This is a genomic window from Bradyrhizobium sp. 2S1 (assembly GCF_011516625.5).
GTDB lineage: Bacteria > Pseudomonadota > Alphaproteobacteria > Rhizobiales > Xanthobacteraceae > Bradyrhizobium > Bradyrhizobium septentrionale.
Window position 1 is genome coordinate 4099443 of record NZ_CP147717.1, and the last position, 20967, is coordinate 4120409.

Annotated in this window: 15 protein-coding genes, 1 tRNA gene and 5 pseudogenes; 12 read left to right on the plus strand and 9 right to left on the minus strand. The window is 63.6% G+C overall.

Annotated features, from left to right (window positions below):
- Nucleotides 1–115: 115 nt before the first annotated feature.
- Together HAP54_RS19335 and HAP54_RS19340 are read left to right on the plus strand one after the other, a co-directional pair.
- A complete protein-coding gene (locus tag HAP54_RS19335) occupies nucleotides 116–913 on the plus strand; it encodes an alpha/beta fold hydrolase (protein WP_166302798.1) in 798 nt (265 codons plus the stop codon).
- A 119-nt stretch (nucleotides 914–1032) separates the two neighbouring features.
- Nucleotides 1033–1518, plus strand: a complete 486-nt coding sequence (locus tag HAP54_RS19340; protein WP_166302801.1) for a Crp/Fnr family transcriptional regulator — start codon at nucleotides 1033–1035, stop codon at nucleotides 1516–1518.
- On the opposite strand, the gene HAP54_RS19345 is transcribed toward HAP54_RS19340, so the two are convergent.
- Nucleotides 1457–2284, minus strand: coding sequence for a metallophosphoesterase family protein (locus tag HAP54_RS19345; protein ID WP_166302804.1), 828 nt, complete (start codon nucleotides 2282–2284; stop codon nucleotides 1457–1459). The two genes, HAP54_RS19340 and HAP54_RS19345, sit on opposite strands and share 62 nt — an antisense overlap.
- 476 nt (nucleotides 2285–2760) lie before the next feature.
- Entirely contained in the window at nucleotides 2761–6834 is a 4074-nt protein-coding gene (locus HAP54_RS19350; RefSeq protein ID WP_166308055.1) for a PAS domain-containing protein, read from the minus strand.
- Between the two features lie 338 nt (nucleotides 6835–7172).
- Here HAP54_RS19350 and HAP54_RS19355 point away from each other — a divergent pair, with 338 nt between their 5' ends.
- From HAP54_RS19355 to tnpC (HAP54_RS19400), 10 genes and pseudogenes are all read left to right on the plus strand, one after another.
- Complete coding sequence (locus HAP54_RS19355) at nucleotides 7173–7571, plus strand: phasin family protein (protein WP_166302807.1); 399 nt, start codon at nucleotides 7173–7175, stop codon at nucleotides 7569–7571.
- A 282-nt stretch (nucleotides 7572–7853) separates the two neighbouring features.
- On the plus strand, nucleotides 7854–8288 hold the full coding sequence (locus tag HAP54_RS19360) for a phasin (protein WP_166302810.1): 435 nt from the start codon (nucleotides 7854–7856) through the stop codon (nucleotides 8286–8288).
- 193 nt (nucleotides 8289–8481) lie between these two features.
- Nucleotides 8482–8558 (plus strand) — tRNA-His (locus HAP54_RS19365).
- An 85-nt stretch (nucleotides 8559–8643) separates the two neighbouring features.
- The gene (locus tag HAP54_RS19370) at nucleotides 8644–10107 is read left to right on the plus strand and encodes a hypothetical protein (RefSeq protein ID WP_166302813.1); all 1464 of its coding nucleotides are present in this window, start codon (nucleotides 8644–8646) and stop codon (nucleotides 10105–10107) included.
- Nucleotides 10053–10457: pseudogene (locus HAP54_RS19375) on the plus strand (transposase); the annotation flags it as partial. The gene HAP54_RS19370 and the pseudogene HAP54_RS19375, both read left to right, overlap by 55 nt.
- Nucleotides 10458–10519: 62 nt before the next feature.
- A complete protein-coding gene (gene tnpA, locus HAP54_RS19380; protein WP_166202956.1) occupies nucleotides 10520–10915 on the plus strand; it encodes an IS66-like element accessory protein TnpA in 396 nt (131 codons plus the stop codon).
- Entirely contained in the window at nucleotides 10912–11130 is a 219-nt protein-coding gene (gene tnpB / locus HAP54_RS19385; RefSeq protein ID WP_166294299.1) for an IS66 family insertion sequence element accessory protein TnpB, read from the plus strand. Before tnpA (HAP54_RS19380) ends, tnpB (HAP54_RS19385) begins: the two co-directional genes overlap by 4 nt.
- Before the next feature lie 561 nt (nucleotides 11131–11691).
- Nucleotides 11692–12918: a group II intron reverse transcriptase/maturase gene (gene ltrA, locus HAP54_RS19390; protein WP_166306448.1), complete on the plus strand. Its 1227-nt coding sequence runs from the start codon at nucleotides 11692–11694 to the stop codon at nucleotides 12916–12918.
- A 33-nt stretch (nucleotides 12919–12951) separates the two neighbouring features.
- Nucleotides 12952–13146 carry an IS66 family insertion sequence element accessory protein TnpB gene (tnpB, locus tag HAP54_RS19395; protein ID WP_166293650.1) on the plus strand — a complete coding sequence of 65 codons (195 nt, stop codon included), beginning with the start codon at nucleotides 12952–12954 and terminating at the stop codon, nucleotides 13144–13146.
- A gap of 46 nt (nucleotides 13147–13192) precedes the next feature.
- Nucleotides 13193–14866 carry an IS66 family transposase gene (gene tnpC / locus HAP54_RS19400; RefSeq protein WP_166205228.1) on the plus strand — a complete coding sequence of 558 codons (1674 nt, stop codon included), beginning with the start codon at nucleotides 13193–13195 and terminating at the stop codon, nucleotides 14864–14866.
- Between the two features lie 84 nt (nucleotides 14867–14950).
- Here the strand turns inward: tnpC (HAP54_RS19400) and tnpC (HAP54_RS19405) are convergent.
- From tnpC (HAP54_RS19405) to tnpA (HAP54_RS19435), 7 genes and pseudogenes are all read right to left on the minus strand, one after another.
- Nucleotides 14951–15730: pseudogene (tnpC, locus tag HAP54_RS19405) on the minus strand (IS66 family transposase); the annotation flags it as partial.
- A gap of 51 nt (nucleotides 15731–15781) precedes the next feature.
- Nucleotides 15782–17191, minus strand: coding sequence for an integrase catalytic domain-containing protein (locus HAP54_RS19410; protein WP_166293515.1), 1410 nt, complete (start codon nucleotides 17189–17191; stop codon nucleotides 15782–15784).
- Between the two features lie 329 nt (nucleotides 17192–17520).
- Nucleotides 17521–18363 (minus strand): annotated as a pseudogene (gene istB / locus HAP54_RS19415) (IS21-like element helper ATPase IstB); the annotation flags it as partial.
- A gap of 8 nt (nucleotides 18364–18371) precedes the next feature.
- A pseudogene (istA, locus tag HAP54_RS19420) lies at nucleotides 18372–19862 on the minus strand (IS21 family transposase); the annotation flags it as partial.
- 114 nt (nucleotides 19863–19976) lie between these two features.
- Nucleotides 19977–20144 (minus strand): annotated as a pseudogene (locus HAP54_RS19425) (IS66 family transposase); the annotation flags it as partial.
- Nucleotides 20145–20190: 46 nt separating this feature from the next.
- Nucleotides 20191–20538, minus strand: coding sequence for an IS66 family insertion sequence element accessory protein TnpB (gene tnpB, locus HAP54_RS19430; protein WP_063676425.1), 348 nt, complete (start codon nucleotides 20536–20538; stop codon nucleotides 20191–20193).
- The gene (gene tnpA, locus HAP54_RS19435) at nucleotides 20535–20930 is read right to left on the minus strand and encodes an IS66-like element accessory protein TnpA (protein WP_166202956.1); all 396 of its coding nucleotides are present in this window, start codon (nucleotides 20928–20930) and stop codon (nucleotides 20535–20537) included. The genes tnpB (HAP54_RS19430) and tnpA (HAP54_RS19435) overlap by 4 nt, the downstream gene beginning before the upstream one ends.
- Nucleotides 20931–20967 lie beyond the last annotated feature (37 nt).

Consider the following 20967-nt stretch of genomic DNA (forward strand, 5'->3'; position numbering starts at 1 on the left):
CAGTCTGTGAAATATCACATCAAGTCCAAAATGCTTGAAATCAGCCCGATTTGATTTATCAATCGTCGCGAAAGGGGCCTCGGAGCCCTCGGCCCGATTTGGAAAGAGACCGGCAATGGACAGGCTTTTCGCCAACCGCACCGTCAACGCAGCCCAGTCGGGCGAGGGGCCGCCGCTGCTCCTGTTTCACTCCCTGCTGTCGGACCGCGCGAGCTTCGATGCGATCGTGCCGGAGCTTGCCCGGTCGTTTCGGACCATCGTGCCGGAACTCCCGGGATTTGGCCGATCGGCCGCCGTCGAAGGCGGCCTTGCTGCCATCGCCGACCGGATGGCGAAGGCGGTGCATGATGCGGCTGACGGCATGCCGGCGATCGTGCTTGGCAACGGCTATGGCGGGTTCGTCGCGCTGCAGATGGCGATCCGCCACCCGGCGCTCGCGAGCCGGCTGATCCTCGCCGACACCGGAGCTGCGTTCTCCGAGCCGGGCCGCGAGGCGTTCCGCACCATGGCAAGGGTCTCCCGCGAGAAGGGGCTCGCCGCGATCACCGACGTTGCGATGCGCCGGCTGTTCGCACCGGATTTCCAGGCACAGCATCCGGCGCTGATGCAGGATCGCCGCGAAGCTTTCCTGCGCACCGATCCCGACGTGTTCTGCGCGGCCTGCGATGCGCTGGCGAGCCTCGATCTTCGTGCCGAACTCGGCCGCGTGACCGTCCCGGCACTTGTGGTGGTCGGCGAATACGACGAGGCGACGCCGCCACCGATGTCATACGAATTGGCCGCCGGACTGCCGCGGGCCGAACTCAGGGTCGTTCCGGGATGTGCGCACGTCCCGCAGCTGCAATCGCCAAAACTGTTCCTCGATACGATCGGCGATTTCCTGTCGATCAAGCATGCCGCGCCCACTGCGTGACGGCGCCGCCCCTCGCGCCCGCACCGCGGCCTGCCGACAATTTGGGCAGAACGCCCAGCTAATCCGTTTCACCTCGACGGCATCTCTGCCTAGTCTGGCGGACACGGAGACGAAGCCAGATGCGCGCGATCCTTGATCACTGCAGCGGAGCAACGCAACGGAGCCTGCCGGCCGGCACGGATTTCATCGAGGAGGGCGGCAAGACAGGTCATTTGTTCGTGCTGCTCGAGGGCAAGGTGGAGGTTGTGAAGGGCGACAGTCTGGTGGCCGTGATCGACGAGCCCGGCGCGGTGTTCGGCGAGATGAGTGTCCTGCTCGACCGGCCGCACAGCGCGAAGGTGCGCACGGTGTCCGATTGCGTGCTGTATGAATTCGACGACGCGGCGTCGTTCCTGCGCGAGCAGCCTGCGGTCGCGCTGCTGATCGCGCAGCTCCTGGCGCAGCGGCTGCACGTCGCCACGACCTATCTGGCCGACCTGATGCACCAATATGCTGACCACGGCACCCATCTGGCGATGGTCGGCGAGGTGCTGCAGAGCATGATCAACCTGCCGCCGATGCAGGTCGCGCCAGGCTCGGATCGGCAATCCGATCCAAGGATGTGAGCCAGTCCGGCGCCTCGCTGAGCGGCGTTGCCGGCCGATGCAGGGGGGCGTTGAGATCGACGATCTGCGCATCGCCGGCGGCGAGCCAGAACGCCTTGTCCTGGGTGAGATCGAGCACGATGTAGACCGGCGGCCGGCCGGGCTGCAGGCCGGTATTGAACACCCAGGTGGTGCCGATGCGGTCGAACCACGAGCCGCTCGGGATGAACGGCGATTGATGCACATGGCCGGAGATCACCATCGCCGGATGGTGGCGCTCGATCCAGCGCAGCAGCTCGACGTCGCCGAAGAAGCGCTTGCCGCCCCAGCTGATCGGGGAATCCGCCGGCGGGGCGTGATGCACCCAGACCCAGCGGCGGTGCGGGACGGCGGCCGCCTCGCGCAGCTGGTCGTCGATCCGCGCCTTGACCAGCGGGCCGTCCCACCACGGGCACACCGTGAACAGCGTGTCGCCGATGGTCAGATTGTCGCCGTCGCAGGCCACGCCGGATTCCCTGATGCCGGCGACCCATCGCGCGATCTTCTCGCCCTCTGCGTTGCGCTCGTCGAGGTCATGATTGCCCGAGCAGAAGATCACGCGCGTGAGGCCGGCGAGGCGCGACAGGTATTTCGTGACGACCACGATCTGGGCGCGGAAATCGACCGCCGAGCCGAGGTTGAGCGCATCGCCCGCGAAGATCACCAGATCGAATTGCGGCGCGGCCGCCAGCAGCCAGTCGAACTGCGGCAACGAGTAATGCAAGTCGGCGACGACGAGGCAGCGCATCCGGCAAATCCAAATGCTTGGGGACAACGGCGGTGAATTGGTAAGGCAATGAATTTCAAACAATCTGAATTGCAGCAAGATTTATGCCGTTCGGCGCGGATTAAGCGCGACAAATCTTCGCAGTGTCGTGCATTGGTCCTACTTGGGTGGAGGGGCTCGAACTGGAGCGTGATTTGAATTCACGCGGATGCGCCGCTCGGCCAAGTAAGGAGGGCACGCTTGTCAGGCTCCCTCTCCCCTTGCGGGAGAGGGAGGGGTGGCCCCGGGAGAGATGCTTGACGGAAGCGTCGCGCGCGCAAATCTGCTCGTGTCGTTGAATTGCCAACTGAGAGAGCACGCCGTGTGGCACCCCTCTCCCTAACCCTCTCCCACAAGGGGAGAGGGAACCCTTCCGCCGGTGCGTCCCTCACGTAACTGGCGGGAGACGATAAGTGTCACGCGCGCGCTGAAGACCTCAGCAGCACGCACTTGCCCCCTCACGCCCTTGCGGTGGCGTGGGAGAACACGATCTCGATCAGCGTGCCGGTGCGGCCGCCGGTCTTGATCTGGAATTTGGCGCGGTTGGCTTCGACCAGTGCTTTGGTCAGCGACAGGCTGACGCCGCCGGAGCCGGCCTGATCCGACGGCGTCGGCGCGCGGAACGGTTCGAGCGCGGCGGCGACCTCGTTGTCGTTGAGGCTCTGCCCGGTGTCGCGCACGCGCAGCATCACTTCGCCGAAATCCGACAGCGCGGTCGAGACGATCACCTGGCCGCCGGCATTGGCGAGATGGATCGAGTTGCCGATCAGGTTCAGCGTAATCTGGCGCAGCGCGCGGGCGTCGGCGACCACAGGCGGCAGCGTGTGCGCGAGCGAGGTGCGGATGATGATGCGCTCGCGGTTGGCCTGCGGCTGCATCACCGCGACGCAGCTCTCCACCATCTCGTTGAGGTTCTGGTTGGTGAAGGCGAGGTCGAGCTTGCCGGTCTCGATCCGCGACAGGTCGAGCAGGTCGTTGACGATCGCGATCACCCGCTCGCCGGAGGCGCGGATGTCCTTCATGTATTCGACATAGCGCTCGTTGCCGAGCACGCCGAACCGTTCGCCGATCATCACCTCGGAAAAGCCGATGATGGCGTTGAGCGGGGTGCGGAGCTCATGGCTGATCCGCGCCAGCATGTCGGTCTTGGCGTTCCCCGCGCGTTCGGCGAGCCGTCGCGCCTCGCGCAGCTCGACCTCGCTTCGCTTCGCCTGCGAGAGATCGCGGAACACCGCGAAGAAGTTCGGCCCGTCGGCGCGGGTGCGGCCCATCGTCACCGACAGCGGGATGATGCCGCCCTGGCGGACGCGGCCGAGCGTCTCACGGTCGTGGTCGAGCAGGCTGGCGACGCCGGCCGATTTCACGCTGGCGAGATAGTCGAGGATGCCGTGCTGGCTCTCCGGCGCAAACAAATCGGCGAGGTTGTGCGCGATGAACTCGTCGCCGTCATAGCCGAACAGCGCCTCGGCGCTTCGGTTGCAGGAATGGATGTTGCCCTCGGCATCGAACATGATGATGCCCTCGGCTGCGGTGTCGAGGATCGCGCCGAGTTCCTCGGCGTCGGCGTGGCCGGCCTGCGGCTCAGGTGGCGCAAGCACCGGCTCCGCGATCGCGGCCGCAGGCTCGGGATCGGACAGCGCGGCGGCGACCGCGGCATCTTCCTCGAGCGTGCGCGAGAAGATCAGCGCCAGCGCGGAATCATCGTCCCAGGTGATGGTGTGCAGCCGCGCTTCCGCAGATACCGACTCTGCGTCGCTGCCGCCGTTCTGGTTCGCCGAGATCGTGACCGGCGTGCCGGTCCCGGAGGTGCTGCTCGCCTGCGAGACGCCTGGCTCGACATAGAGCGCGTCGAGCCCGCCAGCAGCTTCCAGCCCGTGCAGGCTGTCATAGCCCACGCGGGTGAGGAAGGCGTGGTTGGCATAGAGCAGGCGGTCGAGCCGGTAGATCAGGATGCCGACCGGCAAAAGATCGAGCAGCGCGCGGTCGCGCCGGGAGTCGGCGCGCGGCGCCGGCTCGGCCGCAGCGAGCCAGCTGGCCTTTTGCGGGTCGGTCGGCGGCGCTTGCTGCGCGACCGTCTCTTGCTGCGGCGTCGCCTCCTGTGGCGGCTCGGTCGGGTCGGGCTCCTCGGGAACCGGCTCCGCGGCGGCGCTCTCATTCGTTGTCGCGGTGAGCCCCGCCTCGCTCTCGAGCCGCGCCGACAATTGGCGGGCGAGCTCGTTGAAGGCGTTGTTCTCGACCGGCGTCAGCGACGGCGGCCGGGTGTCGCCGGCGGGGCGGAACTGCACCACGTTCGGTGGCGGGTCGTGACGCACTTCGCGCGTTTCCTCGTTCGTTTCCACGGCGTGATCCGGATCGGCTTGGTGTGAAGTCTTTGTTGCTGTCGGCTCGGTCAATTCCTCGGGTGGTGCGGCTGCGGTCGTGTCGGGCGGCGGCTCCGCGTGCGGCGGAGGATTGTCATGCGGCGGGGCGGCGGGCCCGGGCGGCGCATCGGTGCGCGGCGCAGGCGCGACATCGGCCGACAAGGATTGCGGCGCGATCGCGCCGCTGAAGAACTCATAGCGGCGCATTGCTGCGAGTCGCGCAAGCCCGTCGAGGTCGCGACACACACCAAAGCCGCGATAGCCGGCGAAATTCCGGTTGCGGTCGAACACCGGCAGGCCGGACAGTTCCACCGGCAGCCGGCCGCCGCCGTCGACCGGCCAATGCAGCGTAATGCCGCTCCAGGTGTCGTGGCTGGCGAACGCCTGCATGACGCGGCCCTCGGGATCGAGGCCAAAGCTCGCGGCGATGTCGCTCCACAGCCGGCCGAAGCCGGCGGCAGTGTGCAGGCCGATCAGGCGGGTGAATTCGTCGGAGCCGAGCGAGAAGCGCGCCTCATGGTCCATCTGCCACATGAAGCGCAGCGGATGCCGCCGTACCGGCAAGGGTTCGTCGAGCCATGATGGCTTCACCGCCGCCTGCGTCGCGGGCTCCGGCTCGGCGGCGGGCGGCGGAAGGGGCGCATCCGCGATCGCATAGGGCGAGGGCGCGTGATCGGCCGGCGGGGATGATATCGCGGCGGCCGGCGCGGTTGCCGTCCCCTCGAGATCGCGCGGGGGGGCAGGCGCAGGCGGTTCGACCTGCGCCTCAGCGGGCACCTCGATAAGCGCTTCCGACAGCGGCTCTTCGATGGTGCGAGTGTCGGCTGACGCGGTGTCGAGATGCGCAGGTTCGACAACGAGCGCCGGCTCCTCTGCGTGCGCCTGTTCTGCCACCACGGGTGACGCCGGAACGTCCGCAGGCTGTTCGACCTGCGCCTCAGTGGGCACCTCGATCAGCGCTTCCGACAGCGGCTCCTCGATGGCGGGAGTTTCGTCCGGCGCGGTCTCGGGATGCGCGGTCTCGACGGGCGCGGGCTCTGCGTGCGCCTGTTCTGCTGGCGCGGGAGACGTCGCAACATCCGCGGGCTGTTCGGCCTGCGCCTCAGCGGGCATCTCGATGAGCGCTTCCGACAGCGGCTCCTCTACCGCAGGAGTTGCGTCAGGCGTGGTGTCGAAGGCCACCGTATCGACGGGTGGTGTTTCCGCCTGCGCCTGTTCTGCTGATGCGAGAGTGGGCGCAGTCGCCGCTGGTTCGGCTTCAGCCACGCTGATGATCGGCTCGGCTGTGGCTGCTTCGTCGGGCGGCGGATCCAGCGCATCGAACAGCGTGATGGTGGCCGGCGCTTCGCTGGCCGGCGCGGGGACTTCGTCCTGCGCAACAGGTTGTTCGACAACGGCCGACGCTGGCGGCGGCTCCACTGCCGCTGCCTCTTGCGCCGTCGCCGCCGCGGGCGCTGGCGTTTCGGGTGCTGCTGTCACCGGCGCAACCGGCTCAGGCACGATCGGCGCCGCCGGTTTTGCGGCGAGATGCGGCGCCGGCTTGATCAGCGCGACCAATGCGCGATCCGCGCCGCGGCCGATCCGCTGCAGCACGACGCGGCCGATCGCGACGCTGGCCGACGCGCGGCCCTGCGCCAGCGCCTCGCCGCGCGCGGCATCGAGGCCGGCCTCGGTGAGATCGTGCAGAGGCCGCGCCGCCTCGTTGGCTGCGATCAACAATCCGTCGCCGTTGAAGGCGGCCGCCGGCCGGTCGAGCCCCTGCACCAGCCGCAGCAATCGCTCGGCGAGCGGCATGCCGCGGCCGCTGGCATTGAGCGCCGAAACCAGGATGCCGTGGCTGCCGTCTGATAGCTCGAGCCGCGCGCAGCCGCAGGTCGCAAGCATTCCAGGCGCTGCGCCGAACCCGGGCAGCCGCTCCAGCCTGATGGCGCCGGTCGCGGCGAGGCTGCGGCCAAGGCGGGCGACCTGGCGGCGATGCGGATCGGCCGGGCCGAAGGCGCGCTTCGCCAATTCGGCGCCATTGGCGGCACCGAATACCTGCGCACCGACCGGATTGGCCCACAGGATCCGTGCGCCGTCAGCCGACCACAGCCATGCCGGCTGGGCGCTCGTCGCATGATCCATCAGCCTCACATCGCCGAGTGCCTGGATCTGGAATTCCGCGTCGCTGATCACGCCAGATTTGACCGCATGGGTTGGGCTTACTTCCTTAGCTTTGCCGAAGGGGCCGGCAGCCGCAGGACGACAGCCTTAACAGAAGGTTAGTATCGCAACTGGGGGGCGGCAGGTCCATGTCCGCGGCGAGAGTGCGCCAGCCAAAGCCGGGATAACGTTAACTTGGCTGAACGATCCACCGCCGTTTGGCGTTGTCGGAATAGGCTGCTGCGAGGCGGGTGATTGCGGAACCAGGGCGGCTCCGCGTCACACCTGCGATTGCAGTCCACGATATAACCTGCCGCAGGCCATCGGAGCCAACCGGCGGGCCGATCACCAAGCGAGGGAGAACGACCATGAGCGACAACGCGCGTGACCATTTCGAGATTCCCAAATTCGAAATCCCCAAGGACATGCGATCGATGGCCGAGGCGAGCTTTGATCAGGCGCGCAAGGCGTTCGAGCAGTTCGTGACCAACGCCAGGGACACCGCTGGCAAGATCGAGGAGCGCAACGCGGAGATGCGGGCCGGCGCCAAGGACCTTTCCGCCAAGGCGCTGTCCTATGCGGAAAGGAACGTGCAGTCGTCGCTGGACTACGCCCAGTCGCTGCTCAAGGCCAACGACCTCAACGAGGTCATGAGGCTGCACAGCGAATATGTGCAGGGCCAGATGCGCTCGCTCGCCGAGCAGGCCAGCGAGATGGGGCAGGCCGTCAGCCGCGCCGCGATGGATGCTGTCAAGCCCAAGAACTGACGGAGAACTGACGGCGGCTGGACCGCAGCCGACCTTGGTGCACCCAGCCTCGGTCGGCCGCGGTACCCCTATATTCCGCCACATAAAAATAACGCGTCGCACACGATCTTACGTTGCGTTGCACAAAATTGACATGATATGGGTGTTTATTAGGCGGGCCCAACAAAAAGGGCACTCCCGTGAATCGAAGGCAGCGTGATCCATTTCTGCGCTCCCGGCCTCTTTGGCTCCGGGGCGTCCGCAATGGTCACATCTACTCACCCGTTGCGAAGGATTACACGTATGACCAACCCGTCCGATCCGTTTTCCGCCTCGATCATCCCGTTCGAGGTCCCCGAGCAGATGCGTGCGTTCGCTGAAAAGGGCGTGCTGCAGGCCCGCGACAGCTACGCCAAATTCAAGGACGCCGCCGAGACCCACAATTCGACCGTCGAGGCCGTGTTCACCTCGGTGAGCAAGGGCGCCAGCGAGTATTCGGCCAAGCTGATCGAGTTCTTCAAGGCCAACACCACCTCGTCGCTCGACTTCGCCCAGGAACTGTTCAGCGTGAAGTCGCCGACCGAAGCGGTCGAGCTGTGGACGTCGCAAGCCCGCAAGCAGTTCGAGACCTACACCGCGCAGGCCAAGGAACTGGCCGAGCTCGGCCAGAAGGTCGCCACCGAGGCCGCCGAGCCGATCAAGGCCAACGCCTCGAAGTTCTACAAGCCGGCCGCCTGATCCTAAGCCTGCAAGAGACCAGCGAAAGGCCCGGGCCCGCAGCGGTCCGGGCCCTTTTGCTTGAAAATCGGTTATCCAACGGCGCGAAATGCGGGCCGAAAGCCCGCGTTAAAGCCTTGCCAAAGCGCGGCGTTGCACCTAGTTTCCGCCCGAAATCGCCGCCCCCCTTCGGGTTGGGGCGTTGCGTCAGGATGCAGTTGTAGCTCAGTTGGTTAGAGCGCCTGTCTGTGGAACAGGAGGTCGGTGGTTCGAGCCCACCCAACTGTACCACAACAGTACAAATGCCCCGCACTCTCAGCATCTTACTGATAAGCCAAACGGATTTGCGCCTTGCAAAATACAAAAGGGCGCACAAATGGCGTTGCGGATGGTCGCGCTAAATCGACTTGCTGATAACAGATGGATTGCTCGGAAGGTCATCCCGCAGGATGTCCGAGAGGAGTACGCGCGGCTGTACAAGGTGAAGCGCGAAGTTCATCTAAAGCTGCCTGCGGACACGCCCAAACACGAGGCCAAGGTTCGTCTAGCCGAATGGATTTCTGAGGTTGAAACTCAAATCGCCACGTTGCGAGCCGAACGAAACGGCGAAGGCCAGCCGCTCACCAAGCTCAATGCGATAGCTCTTGCTGGACGGTGGTACACATGGTTCGTCGGACAGTACGAAGGCGATCCGGGGCCACCAAAGCGTTGGCGGGAGATGAGCGATCATCTCGTCTGGGACGTGATTTACCCTGAGGCGCCTGAAAGCTACCACGAGGACCCCAAGGCCGATCCTCACTGGGAATGGCAAAGGGAGCCCGAGGTCCGCGAAGCAGTAAGGCCGCAGGTTGCCGAGTTGGCGCGTGTGGCGACATTTCTCGCCAGCGAGGGTAAGGCGCTGAACGCCAACGCCTACGCGCTCTTTGTCGATGCCGTTAGCGACAATCTCTTGCCCGCCATAACGCTCCTTGAACGGCGGGCGAACGGCGACTACTCCCGCGACGATACCCCGGACAGCTTCCCGGCATTCACCGATGGGCCGACGCGAAGTGCGGGCATCAGCTGTTGGGATTTGTTCGAGGCATTCGTGAAAGCCCTCAAACCCGCAGACAACACAGTGCAGCGTTGGCGTGCCGTGTTTCTTGAGATGCAGCGTCATTTTGCGGATGTCGGAGCCGATGGGATCACCGAGGATGCCGCGCGTGCATGGGTGAGAGGCTTGGTTACCGAGGAGCGATCCGCGACCACCGTGCGTGAAGTGTGGCTTTCGTCGTCGCGTCGGGTATTCGGTTGGGGCGCGGAGCACAAGCACGTCAGAAGGAACCCGTTCGCCGACATCAAGGTGGATGTACCAAGGCAATCCCGCAGCCGCGAAACGAAGGCTTTCACCGAAGAAGAAGCGCGCACGATCCTGAGGGCTGCATTAGCCATCAAGAACCCCAAGACACCTTTGGATCGGGCGAAGCGGTGGGTGCCTTGGCTGTGCGCTTATTCTGGTGCGCGTGCGGGCGAGGTTACGCAGCTCCGTGGCGACGACATCGAGAAGCGTGGCAGCTTCCATTACATGAAGCTCATGCCGGATGCGGGCACGATCAAGACGCGGAAAACCCGAGTTGTGCCGATCCATGAGCATTTGATCGCTCAGGGCTTTCTCGAAATGGTCCGCTCCGTCGGGAAGGGCGCACTATTCTACGATGACAAAACACCGCCTCGCGCGAGCAGCGATCCGATGAACCCCAGTCGGAGCAGAGCGGGCAACGTGCGCGGAGACTTGGCGGAATGGGTCCGGGCGCAAGGCGTCACCGACCCAGAACTGAGCCCAACCCATGCGTGGATGTGAGCGGGCTTGGGCAGCCGCCGTTTGATCCGCGGATGATGGTGGCGCTGCTGCTGCATAGCTATGCGAGTGGGCTGTATTCGTCGCGTCGGATTGCCAAGGCCTGCCGGGAGCGGAACGATTTTGTGATGATCGTGGCGCTGGATGCGCCGGATTTTCGGACGATCAGCGACTTTCGCAAGCGACATTTGAAGGCGCTCGGCGCGCTATTCGTGCAGGTTCTGAAGTTGTGCGAGACGGCCGGGCTGGTCAAGCTCGGTCATGTCGCGCTGGATGGTACGAAGATCAAGGCGAACGCGTCGAAACACAAGGCGATGAGTTATGAGCGCATGAAGAAGCGCGAGGCGGAATTGAAGGGTATCCGTCCGAGGGCGGCCGTCTTGCGAGTTTTTCCGATCTGTAGCTGACTGTCCTTATGGACGGACATAAGGACAGTGCGGTGCTGAGCCGCATGGATTTGGTGGAGACCGGTCGGCGGCGACGCTGGACGCGTGCGGAGAAGCTCAGAATCGTAGAGGAGAGCTTCTCGGGGCCACGACTGGTGTCGGCGACGGCTCGCCGGTATGGGATATCACGTCAGCTTCTGCTGAGCTGGCGCAAGGCTTGGACCTGTCATGATCCGGCCGAAGAGGATTCGATCGGCCCGACATTCGTCCCTGCGATAGTTGCGGCAAGTACGCCGCCAACGACGGAAGCTGTCGAGACAGGTCAGATCGAAATCGTGAGCCCTCAGGGGCTGCGCGTGGTCTTCGGCCCCGGTGCGGATATCGAGGCGGTCGTTCGAATTGCTCGGGGCCTGGCGCGCCGATGATCCCGATCCCGACGGGCGTGCGGGTGTGGCTGGCGACGGGCCATACCGACATGCGGTGCGGCTTTCCGAGCCTGGCTCTGCGCGTGCAGGAAGTGCTCAAGCGCGACGCCATGGGCGGCGGTCTTTTCTGCTTCCGGGGCAAACGCGGTGATCTATTGAAGGTCATTTGGCACGGTGTGCTGCAGAGCATGAAGGAGGTGAATAACCGAATTTAATGCGTACAGCTTTATGAGAGATGGAGGATGGCCCTCCTGCATCGGCGTTTCAGGCGCAGATGCAAAACCACGACACTGTGGCTTCGCTTAAAAGGCGCGGTCATGAGCAAGTGTTGCAAAAGTCCCGGGTGTACGGGGCAGGTAAGTATCCAGAAGGCGAGCGAAAGCGAATCTTCCGATGACGCGTCGAAAATTACTAAGGCGTCGCCAAAATCAGGGGCGCGTGCCATCCCTGAGATCAATCCGTGAGGCGCCTGGATTACTGCGCGGATGGCGACCGGCGTTTAGGGGACGCGATCTGGATACAGGCTCTTGTAGAGAACTGCAGGAACCAGTCGTTGTGATGCCAAGGGAGAAGTTCAAGCGGCGCACACCGCGAGACGAGAGTACCGAAGCACAACACTGGGGCGGATCGGCTCGTAGTAGTGATGAAGGTGCTGTAATGGGACTGGAGCGAAGGGGCCGAAACAAGTGGGTTGCTCCCATATGCAACTGTGATGAGCAGGAGGACATGTGAGTGTAACCGGACGTAAGCAGTACGATATCGACAAGCAGACAGTGATGAAGGCCTACCGATTGGTCAAAGCCAATGCGGGCTCGGCCGGCGTGGATAAGGTGTCGCTCGAAGCTTTTGAGAAGGACTTGAAGGGCAACCTTTACAAGGTCTGGAATCGAATGTCTTCTGGCAGCTACTTTCCACCTGCCGTTCGGGCTGTCTCCATTCCCAAGAAGAACGGCGGGCAACGCATTCTAGGTGTGCCGACAGTAGCAGATCGCGTGGCGCAAACGGTCGTCAAGCTGCAGATTGAACAAGCACTCGAGGAAATCTTCCTTCCCGATTCCTACGGCTACCGGCCCGGAAAATCCGCGCTGGACGCCGTCGGCGTCACCCGGCAACGGTGCTGGAGGATGGACTGGGTGCTGGAGTTCGACATCAAAGGCCTGTTCGACAATATCAGCCACAAGTTGCTTATGAAGGCCGTCAGGAAGCATGTGCAAGACGAATGGGCTCTGCTCTACATCGAACGCTGGCTAACAGCGCCGATGCAAGACAGAGACGGAGCGATCACCGCTCGCGACCGGGGCACACCCCAAGGCGGCGTGATCAGTCCCGTCCTTGCCAATTTGTTCTTGCATTATGCGTTCGATACATGGATGGCGCGGAACTTCCCGCAGTCGCCGTGGTGTCGATACGCGGACGACGGGCTCGTTCATTGCCGAACCAAGGCTGAAGCGGAAGCCATCAAGGCGGCGCTGCAAGCAAGGTTTAAGGAATGCGAACTCGAAATGCATCCCGACAAGACCAAGATCGTCTACTGCAAAGACAGCAATCGCCCGGGTAGCCATGCCAGTCAGTCATTTGACTTTCTGGGATTTACCTTTCGACCGCGCAGGGCAAGAAACCATCAGAAGAAAGAAAACTTCTGTACGTTCTCGCCAGCGGTCAGCAGGGCGGCGATGACGTCTATGCGTATGACGATCCGGCAGCTCCGCCTCAGGCTTCGCTCGCAGACGGAAGTCGACGCAATTGCCTTGGAACTGAACCCCGTCCTTCGTGGATGGAGGCAGTACTACGGCAGATATGGGCGGTCAGAAATGCACAACCTGTATCGATATGTCGACGAATCTCTTAACCGCTGGGCGCGACGCAAATACAAAGGGCTGAAGAATGGAAAAGTCAGAGCCTCCACCTGGCTCAGATTGATCCGCTGCCGCAGGCCGAAGCTGTTCGCTCATTGGGCGATGTTGAGTTCTGCCTCGTTACTTGTTGAGAGCCGTATGACGTGAGAGCGTCACGTACGGTTCGGAGAGCGGCTCCGGGTGCAACCCCCGGGGCCGACTCACCATGGCCAGGGCGCCTGCTTGTTCACCAAAAGACTCGAGAGAGGCAGGTTCATCTGGCCATCGGTTGCTGGTGAATCGGTAACGATCTCTCCGGCGCAGTTGAGCTATCTGTTGTCCGGGATCGATTGGCGCAACCCTCAAGAAACCCAGCGTCCGACGCGGGTCGGATAGTCGTTTTACGGTTTGAATCTGCGGCTTGATCTGATTCAATGGCTCCATGATATCGAAGCCGGATGATCTTCCATCGGACCTTGTCAGTGCCCTGGCGGCGCTGCAGGCCGAGCGTGAGGCGCGACAGAAAGCCGAGGCGAAGGCCGCCAACTGGCAGGCGCAAGCCGCGAATGCGCAGGCGAAACTGTCGGATACCGAGGCGCTGATCGCTCATCTCGAGTTGCGCATCGAGAAGCTGAAACGCGAACTGCACGGGCAGCGATCCGAGCGCTCGGCACGGCTGCTCGAGCAGTTGGAGTTGGAGCTCGAAGAACTCGTCACCACGGCGAGCGAGGATGAGCTTGCCGCACAGGCCGCAGCGGCGAAGACGCAGAACGTCCGCCCCTTCATGCGCAAGCGGCCGGTGCGCAAGCCATGGCCTGACGATATCGAACGCGAGCGCGTCGTCATTGAGACTCCAACGACCTGCGCCTGCTGCGGTGGATCGCGGCTGGCGAAGATCGGTGAGGATGTGACCAAGACGCTGGAGGAGATCCCGCGCCGCTTCAAGCTGATCGAGACGGTACGCGAGAAGTTCACCTGCCGCGATTGCGAGAAGATCAGCCAGCCGCCCGCGCCGTTCCATGCCACGCCGCGCGGCTTCATCGGCCCACAATTGCTGGCGACGATCCTGTTCGACAAGTTCGGCATGCATATCCCGCTCAACCGCCAGAGTGCGCGCTTTAAGGCCGAGGGGATCGACCTGCCGTTGTCGACGCTGGCCGACCAGGTCGGCCACGGGACCTTCGCCGTCATGCCGCTCTTCCACTTGATCGAACGCCACGTGCTCGCTGCCGAGCGCCTTCATGGCGACGACACCACCATCCGTATTCTGGCGAAGGGCAAGTGCACGACCGGGCGGATCTGGACTTATGTGCGGGATGACCGGCCGTTCGCCGGGCCTGCGCCGCCGGCAGCGGTCTATTACGCCTCGAGCGACCGACGAGGCGAGCATCCACAGAGACATCTGGCCGCCTTCGCCGGCATCTTGCAGGCGGATTGCTACAGCGGCTTCGAGCCGCTGTTCGACCCGCAGAAGAAGGCGCTGCCGATTACGCCGGCGTTTTGCGTGGCCCATGCGCGGCGGGGCTTCTTCGAGCTGGCTGATATCGAGAAAAATGCTCGGGAAGGCAAGAAAGGCAAACCGGTCTCCCCGATCGCGCTGGAGGCTGTCAGACGCCTCGATACGTTGTTCGAGATCGAGCGCGCCATCAACGGCCGCGGTGCCGGCGAGCGGCGTGCCGCTCGCCAGGAACAGAGTAAGTCACTTCTCGAGGACATGCATGCCTGGCTGCTCCGCGAGCGCGAAACCCTCTCGCGTTCCTCCGAGGTCCTGAAGCCGATTAACTACATGCTCAGGCGCTGGGACGGCTTCGCCCGCTTCCTCGACGACGGCAGGATCTGCTTGACCAACAATTGCGCTGAGCGCGCATTGAGGGGCATCGCCTTGGGAAGGCGCAACTGGACCTTCGCCGGCAGCCAGCGCGGCGCCGACCGTGCCGCCATCATGCTGACGATGATCACGACCTGTCGCCTCAACGACGTCGATCCCAAGGCCTGGCTCGCCGACGTCCTGGCCCGTATCGCCGATCATCCCGCATCGCGTCTGCACGAGCTCTTGCCCTGGGAATGGAAGCTCCTGCGCCAGGCCGACAAGCCAGCCAATCAGCAGGCCGCCTGACCTTCACCCTTCACCCAATGCCATCATAGACCTCGCCGTGCCCGCGCGCATGCGTCAATCAGGCGGCCTCCGTCGTATGCGTACGCCTCGTCGGTCGCTCGAGGCGTAATAGACCGCTGCCGGCGGCGCAGGCCCGGCGAACGGCCGGTCATCCCGCACATAAGTCCAGATCCGCCCGGTCGTGCACTTGCCCTTCGCCAGAATACGGATGGTGGTGTCGTCGCCATGAAGGCGCTCGGCAGCGAGCACGTGGCGTTCGATCAAGTGGAAGAGCGGCATGACGGCGAAGGTCCCGTGGCCGACCTGGTCGGCCAGCGTCGACAACGGCAGGTCGATCCCCTCGGCCTTAAAGCGCGCACTCTGGCGGTTGAGCGGGATATGCATGCCGAACTTGTCGAACAGGATCGTCGCCAGCAATTGTGGGCCGATGAAGCCGCGCGGCGTGGCATGGAACGGCGCGGGCGGCTGGCTGATCTTCTCGCAATCGCGGCAGGTGAACTTCTCGCGTACCGTCTCGATCAGCTTGAAGCGGCGCGGGATCTCCTCCAGCGTCTTGGTCACATCCTCACCGATCTTCGCCAGCCGCGATCCACCGCAGCAGGCGCAGGTCGTTGGAGTCTCAATGACGACGCGCTCGCGTTCGATATCGTCAGGCCATGGCTTGCGCACCGGCCGCTTGCGCATGAAGGGGCGGACGTTCTGCGTCTTCGCCGCTGCGGCCTGTGCGGCAAGCTCATCCTCGCTCGCCGTGGTGACGAGTTCTTCGAGCTCCAACTCCAACTGCTCGAGCAGCCGTGCCGAGCGCTCGGATCGCTGCCCGTGCAGTTCGCGTTTCAGCTTCTCGATGCGCAACTCGAGATGAGCGTGTCAATCGGCCTGCAAATTTGACCCCTCGTATTGCCTCAGGAAGTAATGTTACCCGGGATGAAGGTCTACGAACTGCCCCAGACCGGTCTCGAGCCGCGGCCAGCTCGGTGGAGAGGCTGTGGGCGGGGCGGAGTGCTCATCACACGCAGCGCCGTCCACAGCCTCGGGCCGTATTTCATCCACGGGCATGGATACGATGGCTGTCTCCGCCACCTTCCGCCGGAGGGACCGAAGCAGGCGCTGAACGATCGAATGCTGCTTGTCGCTGAACATCGAAGGATCGATCGTGGCGAGCCTGCCCACGATGGCCAGTGCAGTGAGCTGTGGCTCGACGGCGAGCCAGTTCTCGATGATCGCGAGATGGGGATCGAGCTTCGAGGGCATGCGAATACGCTTTTTGTATCGCCGTTTCGGCCGGCGGTGCGTGGCCCGCACTTCGGCGGTGTTTGCCGCCGTGCCGAGCGATCGGGCAAACGAGAGCGGATCAGCCGGCGATACGGTGGGAACCTTCGCAAGACCGCGCTTGCCGATCCGTTCGCCGAGCTCTTCCTGCGCCGTGCGGATCGTGGCAAGCAATTGTATGGGATCGAGAGTCCGATACGTCTGGCGCAGACGGCGCTTGACCGCTGATGGGAGTTTCGGGTGCCCCAGTGCACGTTCGTATGGTGTGGCAGGCGGATGATAGCGTTTGATGATCTTGGCACCCTCGCGGCGCTTCTCTTTGAGCTTGAATGACGGCTGGAAGAAGTTCACCAGCAGGCGCGCCGCCGCGTAGAGACGTGCCATCACGCGGGCCGTCTCGACCCCGTCGAAGCGCCCGTATCCGACGAGCCGCCGGACCACCGCACCGTTCTTCTGCTCCACGAAAGCCTGATCGTTCTTTTTGTAGGCACGTGACCGCGTTACCTCGATCTTCTGTGCTCGGCACCATGGAACGACGACGTCGTTCATGAACGCGCTGTCGTTATCGAAGTCGGCGCCACAGATCACCCACGGGAACAGGCCCTGTGCTCGCGTCATCGCTTCCACGACGAGGCTGCCATCGCGTGTCACCAGGGGCAGGCATTCCGTCCATCCTGTTGCGATGTCCACCATGGTCAAAGTCTGGATAAACGAGCCGGCGACGCTGGTCCCACCGTGCGCGACCATGTCGATCTCGCAAAAGCCTGGCGGCGGGTTTGCCCAGTCATTGAAAGTGCGGATCGGCACCTCGCGTCGAATCGCCGAGTAGAATCCGACTCGCCGCCGGCGCCCCCCAGCAGCCGCAATTTTAACGTCGATCAACATCCGATCGATCGTCGCCGCGCTCAGAGTTGTCAGCAGCGCACGCTCTGCGCTCGTTGGCTTCAGCCGGCCATGCCGCTCGAGTGCGGGCAACAGCACTGGGATCATCGATACGAGGCGCTTACCGCAGACGCGATCGGAGGCTTCCCACAGCGCGATCAGCGCGTCGCGCACGCTGGCGTATTTGCGTCGCCGACTTGTCGCTGGTTCGGTTGGGCTCGTTGCCCCTTCGTCCAGTGGTGGTCTGGGCCTGTCCCTTCCGGCAACCGACAGTGCTCGCACCGCGTGCTTGCGGTGCCAACCCGTCGTTGCTGTCAACTCGTCAAGGATCCGTCCCTTCTCAACTCGTCCAGCCGCACGGTAGCGCCTCGCCACCACGGCCAACACCTCGCGCCTTGCGCCCATGCTGATCCCGCTCGCCATTGGCGCCACCGACCTGATTCGGTAACGCCGCCCCAGTCATCAGCGGAATTGTTCGGTAACATTTTCGATGAGGCAATGCGCCCCTCATCGGCGTCCAATTTTGACCCCTTCGTGCGGCGGGCTTTGCTGGTAGCGCTCGTCTCGTCGGAGCTGGCCGGGATAGCGGAGGCGAGACGAGCGCGGGTGGCGTGATCGTCGTCTCGGCTCTTGAACCGCCAGCTATCGTTGCCGGTCTCGACAATGTCGCAGTGATGGGTCAATCGGTCGAGCAGCGCTGTGGTCATTTTGGCGTCGCCGAACACGCTCGGCCATTCGCCGAAGGCGAGATTGGTCGTCACGATGACGGAGGCGCGCTCATAGAGCCGGCTGACGAGGTGGAAGAGGAGCTGGCCACCGGACTGGGCGAAGGGCAAATAGCCGAGTTCATCCAGCACGATGAAGTCCATCCGGGTCAGATGCTCGGCGAGCCGTCCTTGCCGTCCGTTGCGGGTCTCGGTCTCGAGGCGATTGACGAGGTCGACTACGTTGAAGAAGCGGCCGCGGGCACCGGATCGGATGCAGCTTCTGGCGATGGCAATGGCCAGGTGGGTCTTGCCTGTGCCGGTGCCGCCAACCAGCACGACATTGCGTTGCTGGGCGATGAAGCCGCCGCTGGCGAGATCATTGACGAGAGTCTGATTGATCGGCGTGCCGTCGAACTGGAAGTCGGCGATGTCCTTGGCAAGCGGCAGCTTGGCAATGGTCAGCTGGTATTTGATCGAGCGGGCCTGCTTCTCGTTGATCTCGGCGTTAAGCAGGTCGCCGACAATGCGCTGAGGTTCGTGCTGGCGCTTGACGGCAGTTGCCATGATCTCGTCGAAGGCAGCCTTCATGCCGTAGAGCTTGAGCTCGCCCATGAGGTCGAAGATTTGGGTTCGTTCCATCAGATGGTCCTCCGGAGGTTGTCGTAGCGGGCACAATCGGCGATCGGTGCATGACGGAGCGTCAGTGCGGCCGGCGTCATGATGTTGGCCGGTGGGGCGGGTTCACGTTGACGGGCCAGGATGTTGAGCACGACATCGGCGGAATGGACGCCATGACCGAGCGCTTCGGCACAGGCCGCTTCCACCGCGGACAGACCGTCAGTCAGCACCGCGGTGAGGATGTCGACCATCTGCCGATTGCCATCGTCGGTGCTGGCAAGCTTGCGCCGGATCCGCTCGATCGCGGCCGGCAGCACCCAGTCTTTGAAGGGAGCGCCGTTGCGCAAGGCACCGGGTTTGCGAGCCAGCACCGGCACATAGTGCCAGGGATCATAGGTCGTCTCGCCGCGGCCAAAGGATCGCGGGTGCTCGGCAACGATGCGTCCATCCTGACGGATCACGATGCGGTCGGCATAAGCCTGGACTTCGACCGGCCGTCCGACTGCGCTGGCTGCGACCGAGTACTTGTTGTTGTCGAAGCGCACCAGGCAGGTCTTCGAGACCGATGCCGTCACCGCATGGAAGCCGTCGAAGCGGCCGGCATAGGGAACGAGCTTGGGACGCTCGGCTTCGAACACTTCCCAGATCGTCTGATCGACCAGCTCCGGGTGGCGATGAGCCTTGGCGTAGGCGATGCATTTGTCGAGCAGCCAGGCGTTTAACTCGTCGAGGTTTTTGAACCGCAGCCGCGGCGTGAAGAAGCGCTCCCGGACCAGCCCGACCTGGTTCTCGACCTGCCCCTTCTCCCAGCCCGACGCCGGCGTGCAGGCGACCGGATCGACCAGATAGTGGCTGCACATCTGCAGGAAGCGGCGATTGTAGAGACGCCCTTTACCGACGAAGATCGTCTCTACGGCGGTCTTCATGTTGTCGTAGATGCCGCGGGTGCAGGTGCCTTTGAACAGAGCGAACGCCCGGTCGTGGGCGTCGAACACCATCTCCTGCGTCTCCCGCGGATAGGCCCGCACGAACAGCATGCGGCTGTGACAGAGCCGGACATGGGCGGCCTTCACCATCACCGTGGTCCCGCTCAGCAAGACCACCTCGTGGCTCCAGTCGAACTGGTAGGCTTCGCCTGGGGCAAAGCTCAGCGGGACATAAGCCGCCGCGGTCGATTGCCCGCGTTCTTTGCTCCACCGCCTGGCGTAACGCCGCACGGCATCGTAACCGCCGTCGTAGCCGCGGCCGCGCAGCTCTTCGAAGATCCGGATCAACGTCAGCTGTTCACGAGCCGATTTGGCCGCGTTCGCCGCCAGCAATCCGTCAAGCTCTACTGCCCATCGTCCCAGCTTTGGCCGCGGCTGCACCTGCCGCTCGTACTCGAAGGAGGTCTCTCCCGACCTCAGCACCTTCCGGACCGTGTTCCGCGACACCTTCAGGTCACGGGCGATCTCCTTGATCGTCTTGCCCTTGATGAAGTGCTCGCGCCGGATCCGGGCAATTGTCTCCACGATCAGCATCCCCCACCACCTGCTTCGTTCCAAAGCAGGCAGCGCAACAGATCAATCTGTAGGGGGTCAATTTTGGACGCCGATCCCCCGGCTTAGGGGGTCAATATTGCAGGCCGAATGACAATGAGCGATCAGCGCCTCGGTATCCGACAGTTTCGCCTGCGCATTCGCGGCTTGCGCCTGCCAGTTGGCGGCCTTCGCCTCGGCTTTCTGTCGCGCCTCACGCTCGGCCTGCAGCGCCGCCAGGGCACTGACAAGGTCCGATGGAAGATCATCCGGCTTCGATATCATGGAGCCATTGAATCAGATCGAGCAGCAGATTCAAACCGTAAAACGACTATCCGACCCGCGTCGGACGCTGGGTTTCTTGAGGGTTGCGCCAATCGATCCCGGACAACAGATAGCTCAACTGCGCCGGAGAGATCGTTACCGATTCACCAGCAACCGATGGCCAGATGAACCTGCCTCTCTCGAGTCTTTTGGTGAACAAGCAGGCGCCCTGGCCATCGTGCCAAATGACCTTCAATAGATCACCGCGTTTGCCCCGGAAGCAGAAAAGACCGCCGCCCATGGCGTCGCGCTTGAGCACTTCCTGCACGCGCAGAGCCAGGCTCGGAAAGCCGCACCGCATGTCGGTATGGCCCGTCGCCAGCCACACCCGCACGCCCGTCGGGATCGGGATCATCGGCGCGCCAGGCCCCGAGCAATTCGAACGACCGCCTCGATATCCGCACCGGGGCCGAAGACCACGCGCAGCCCCTGAGGGCTCACGATTTCGATCTGACCTGTCTCGACAGCTTCCGTCGTTGGCGGCGTACTTGCCGCAACTATCGCAGGGACGAATGTCGGGCCGATCGAATCCTCTTCGGCCGGATCATGACAGGTCCAAGCCTTGCGCCAGCTCAGCAGAAGCTGACGTGATATCCCATACCGGCGAGCCGTCGCCGACACCAGTCGTGGCCCCGAGAAGCTCTCCTCTACGATTCTGAGCTTCTCCGCACGCGTCCAGCGTCGCCGCCGACCGGTCTCCACCAAATCCATGCGGCTCAGCACCGCACTGTCCTTATGTCCGTCCATAAGGACAGTCAGCTACAGATCGGAAAAACTCGCAAGA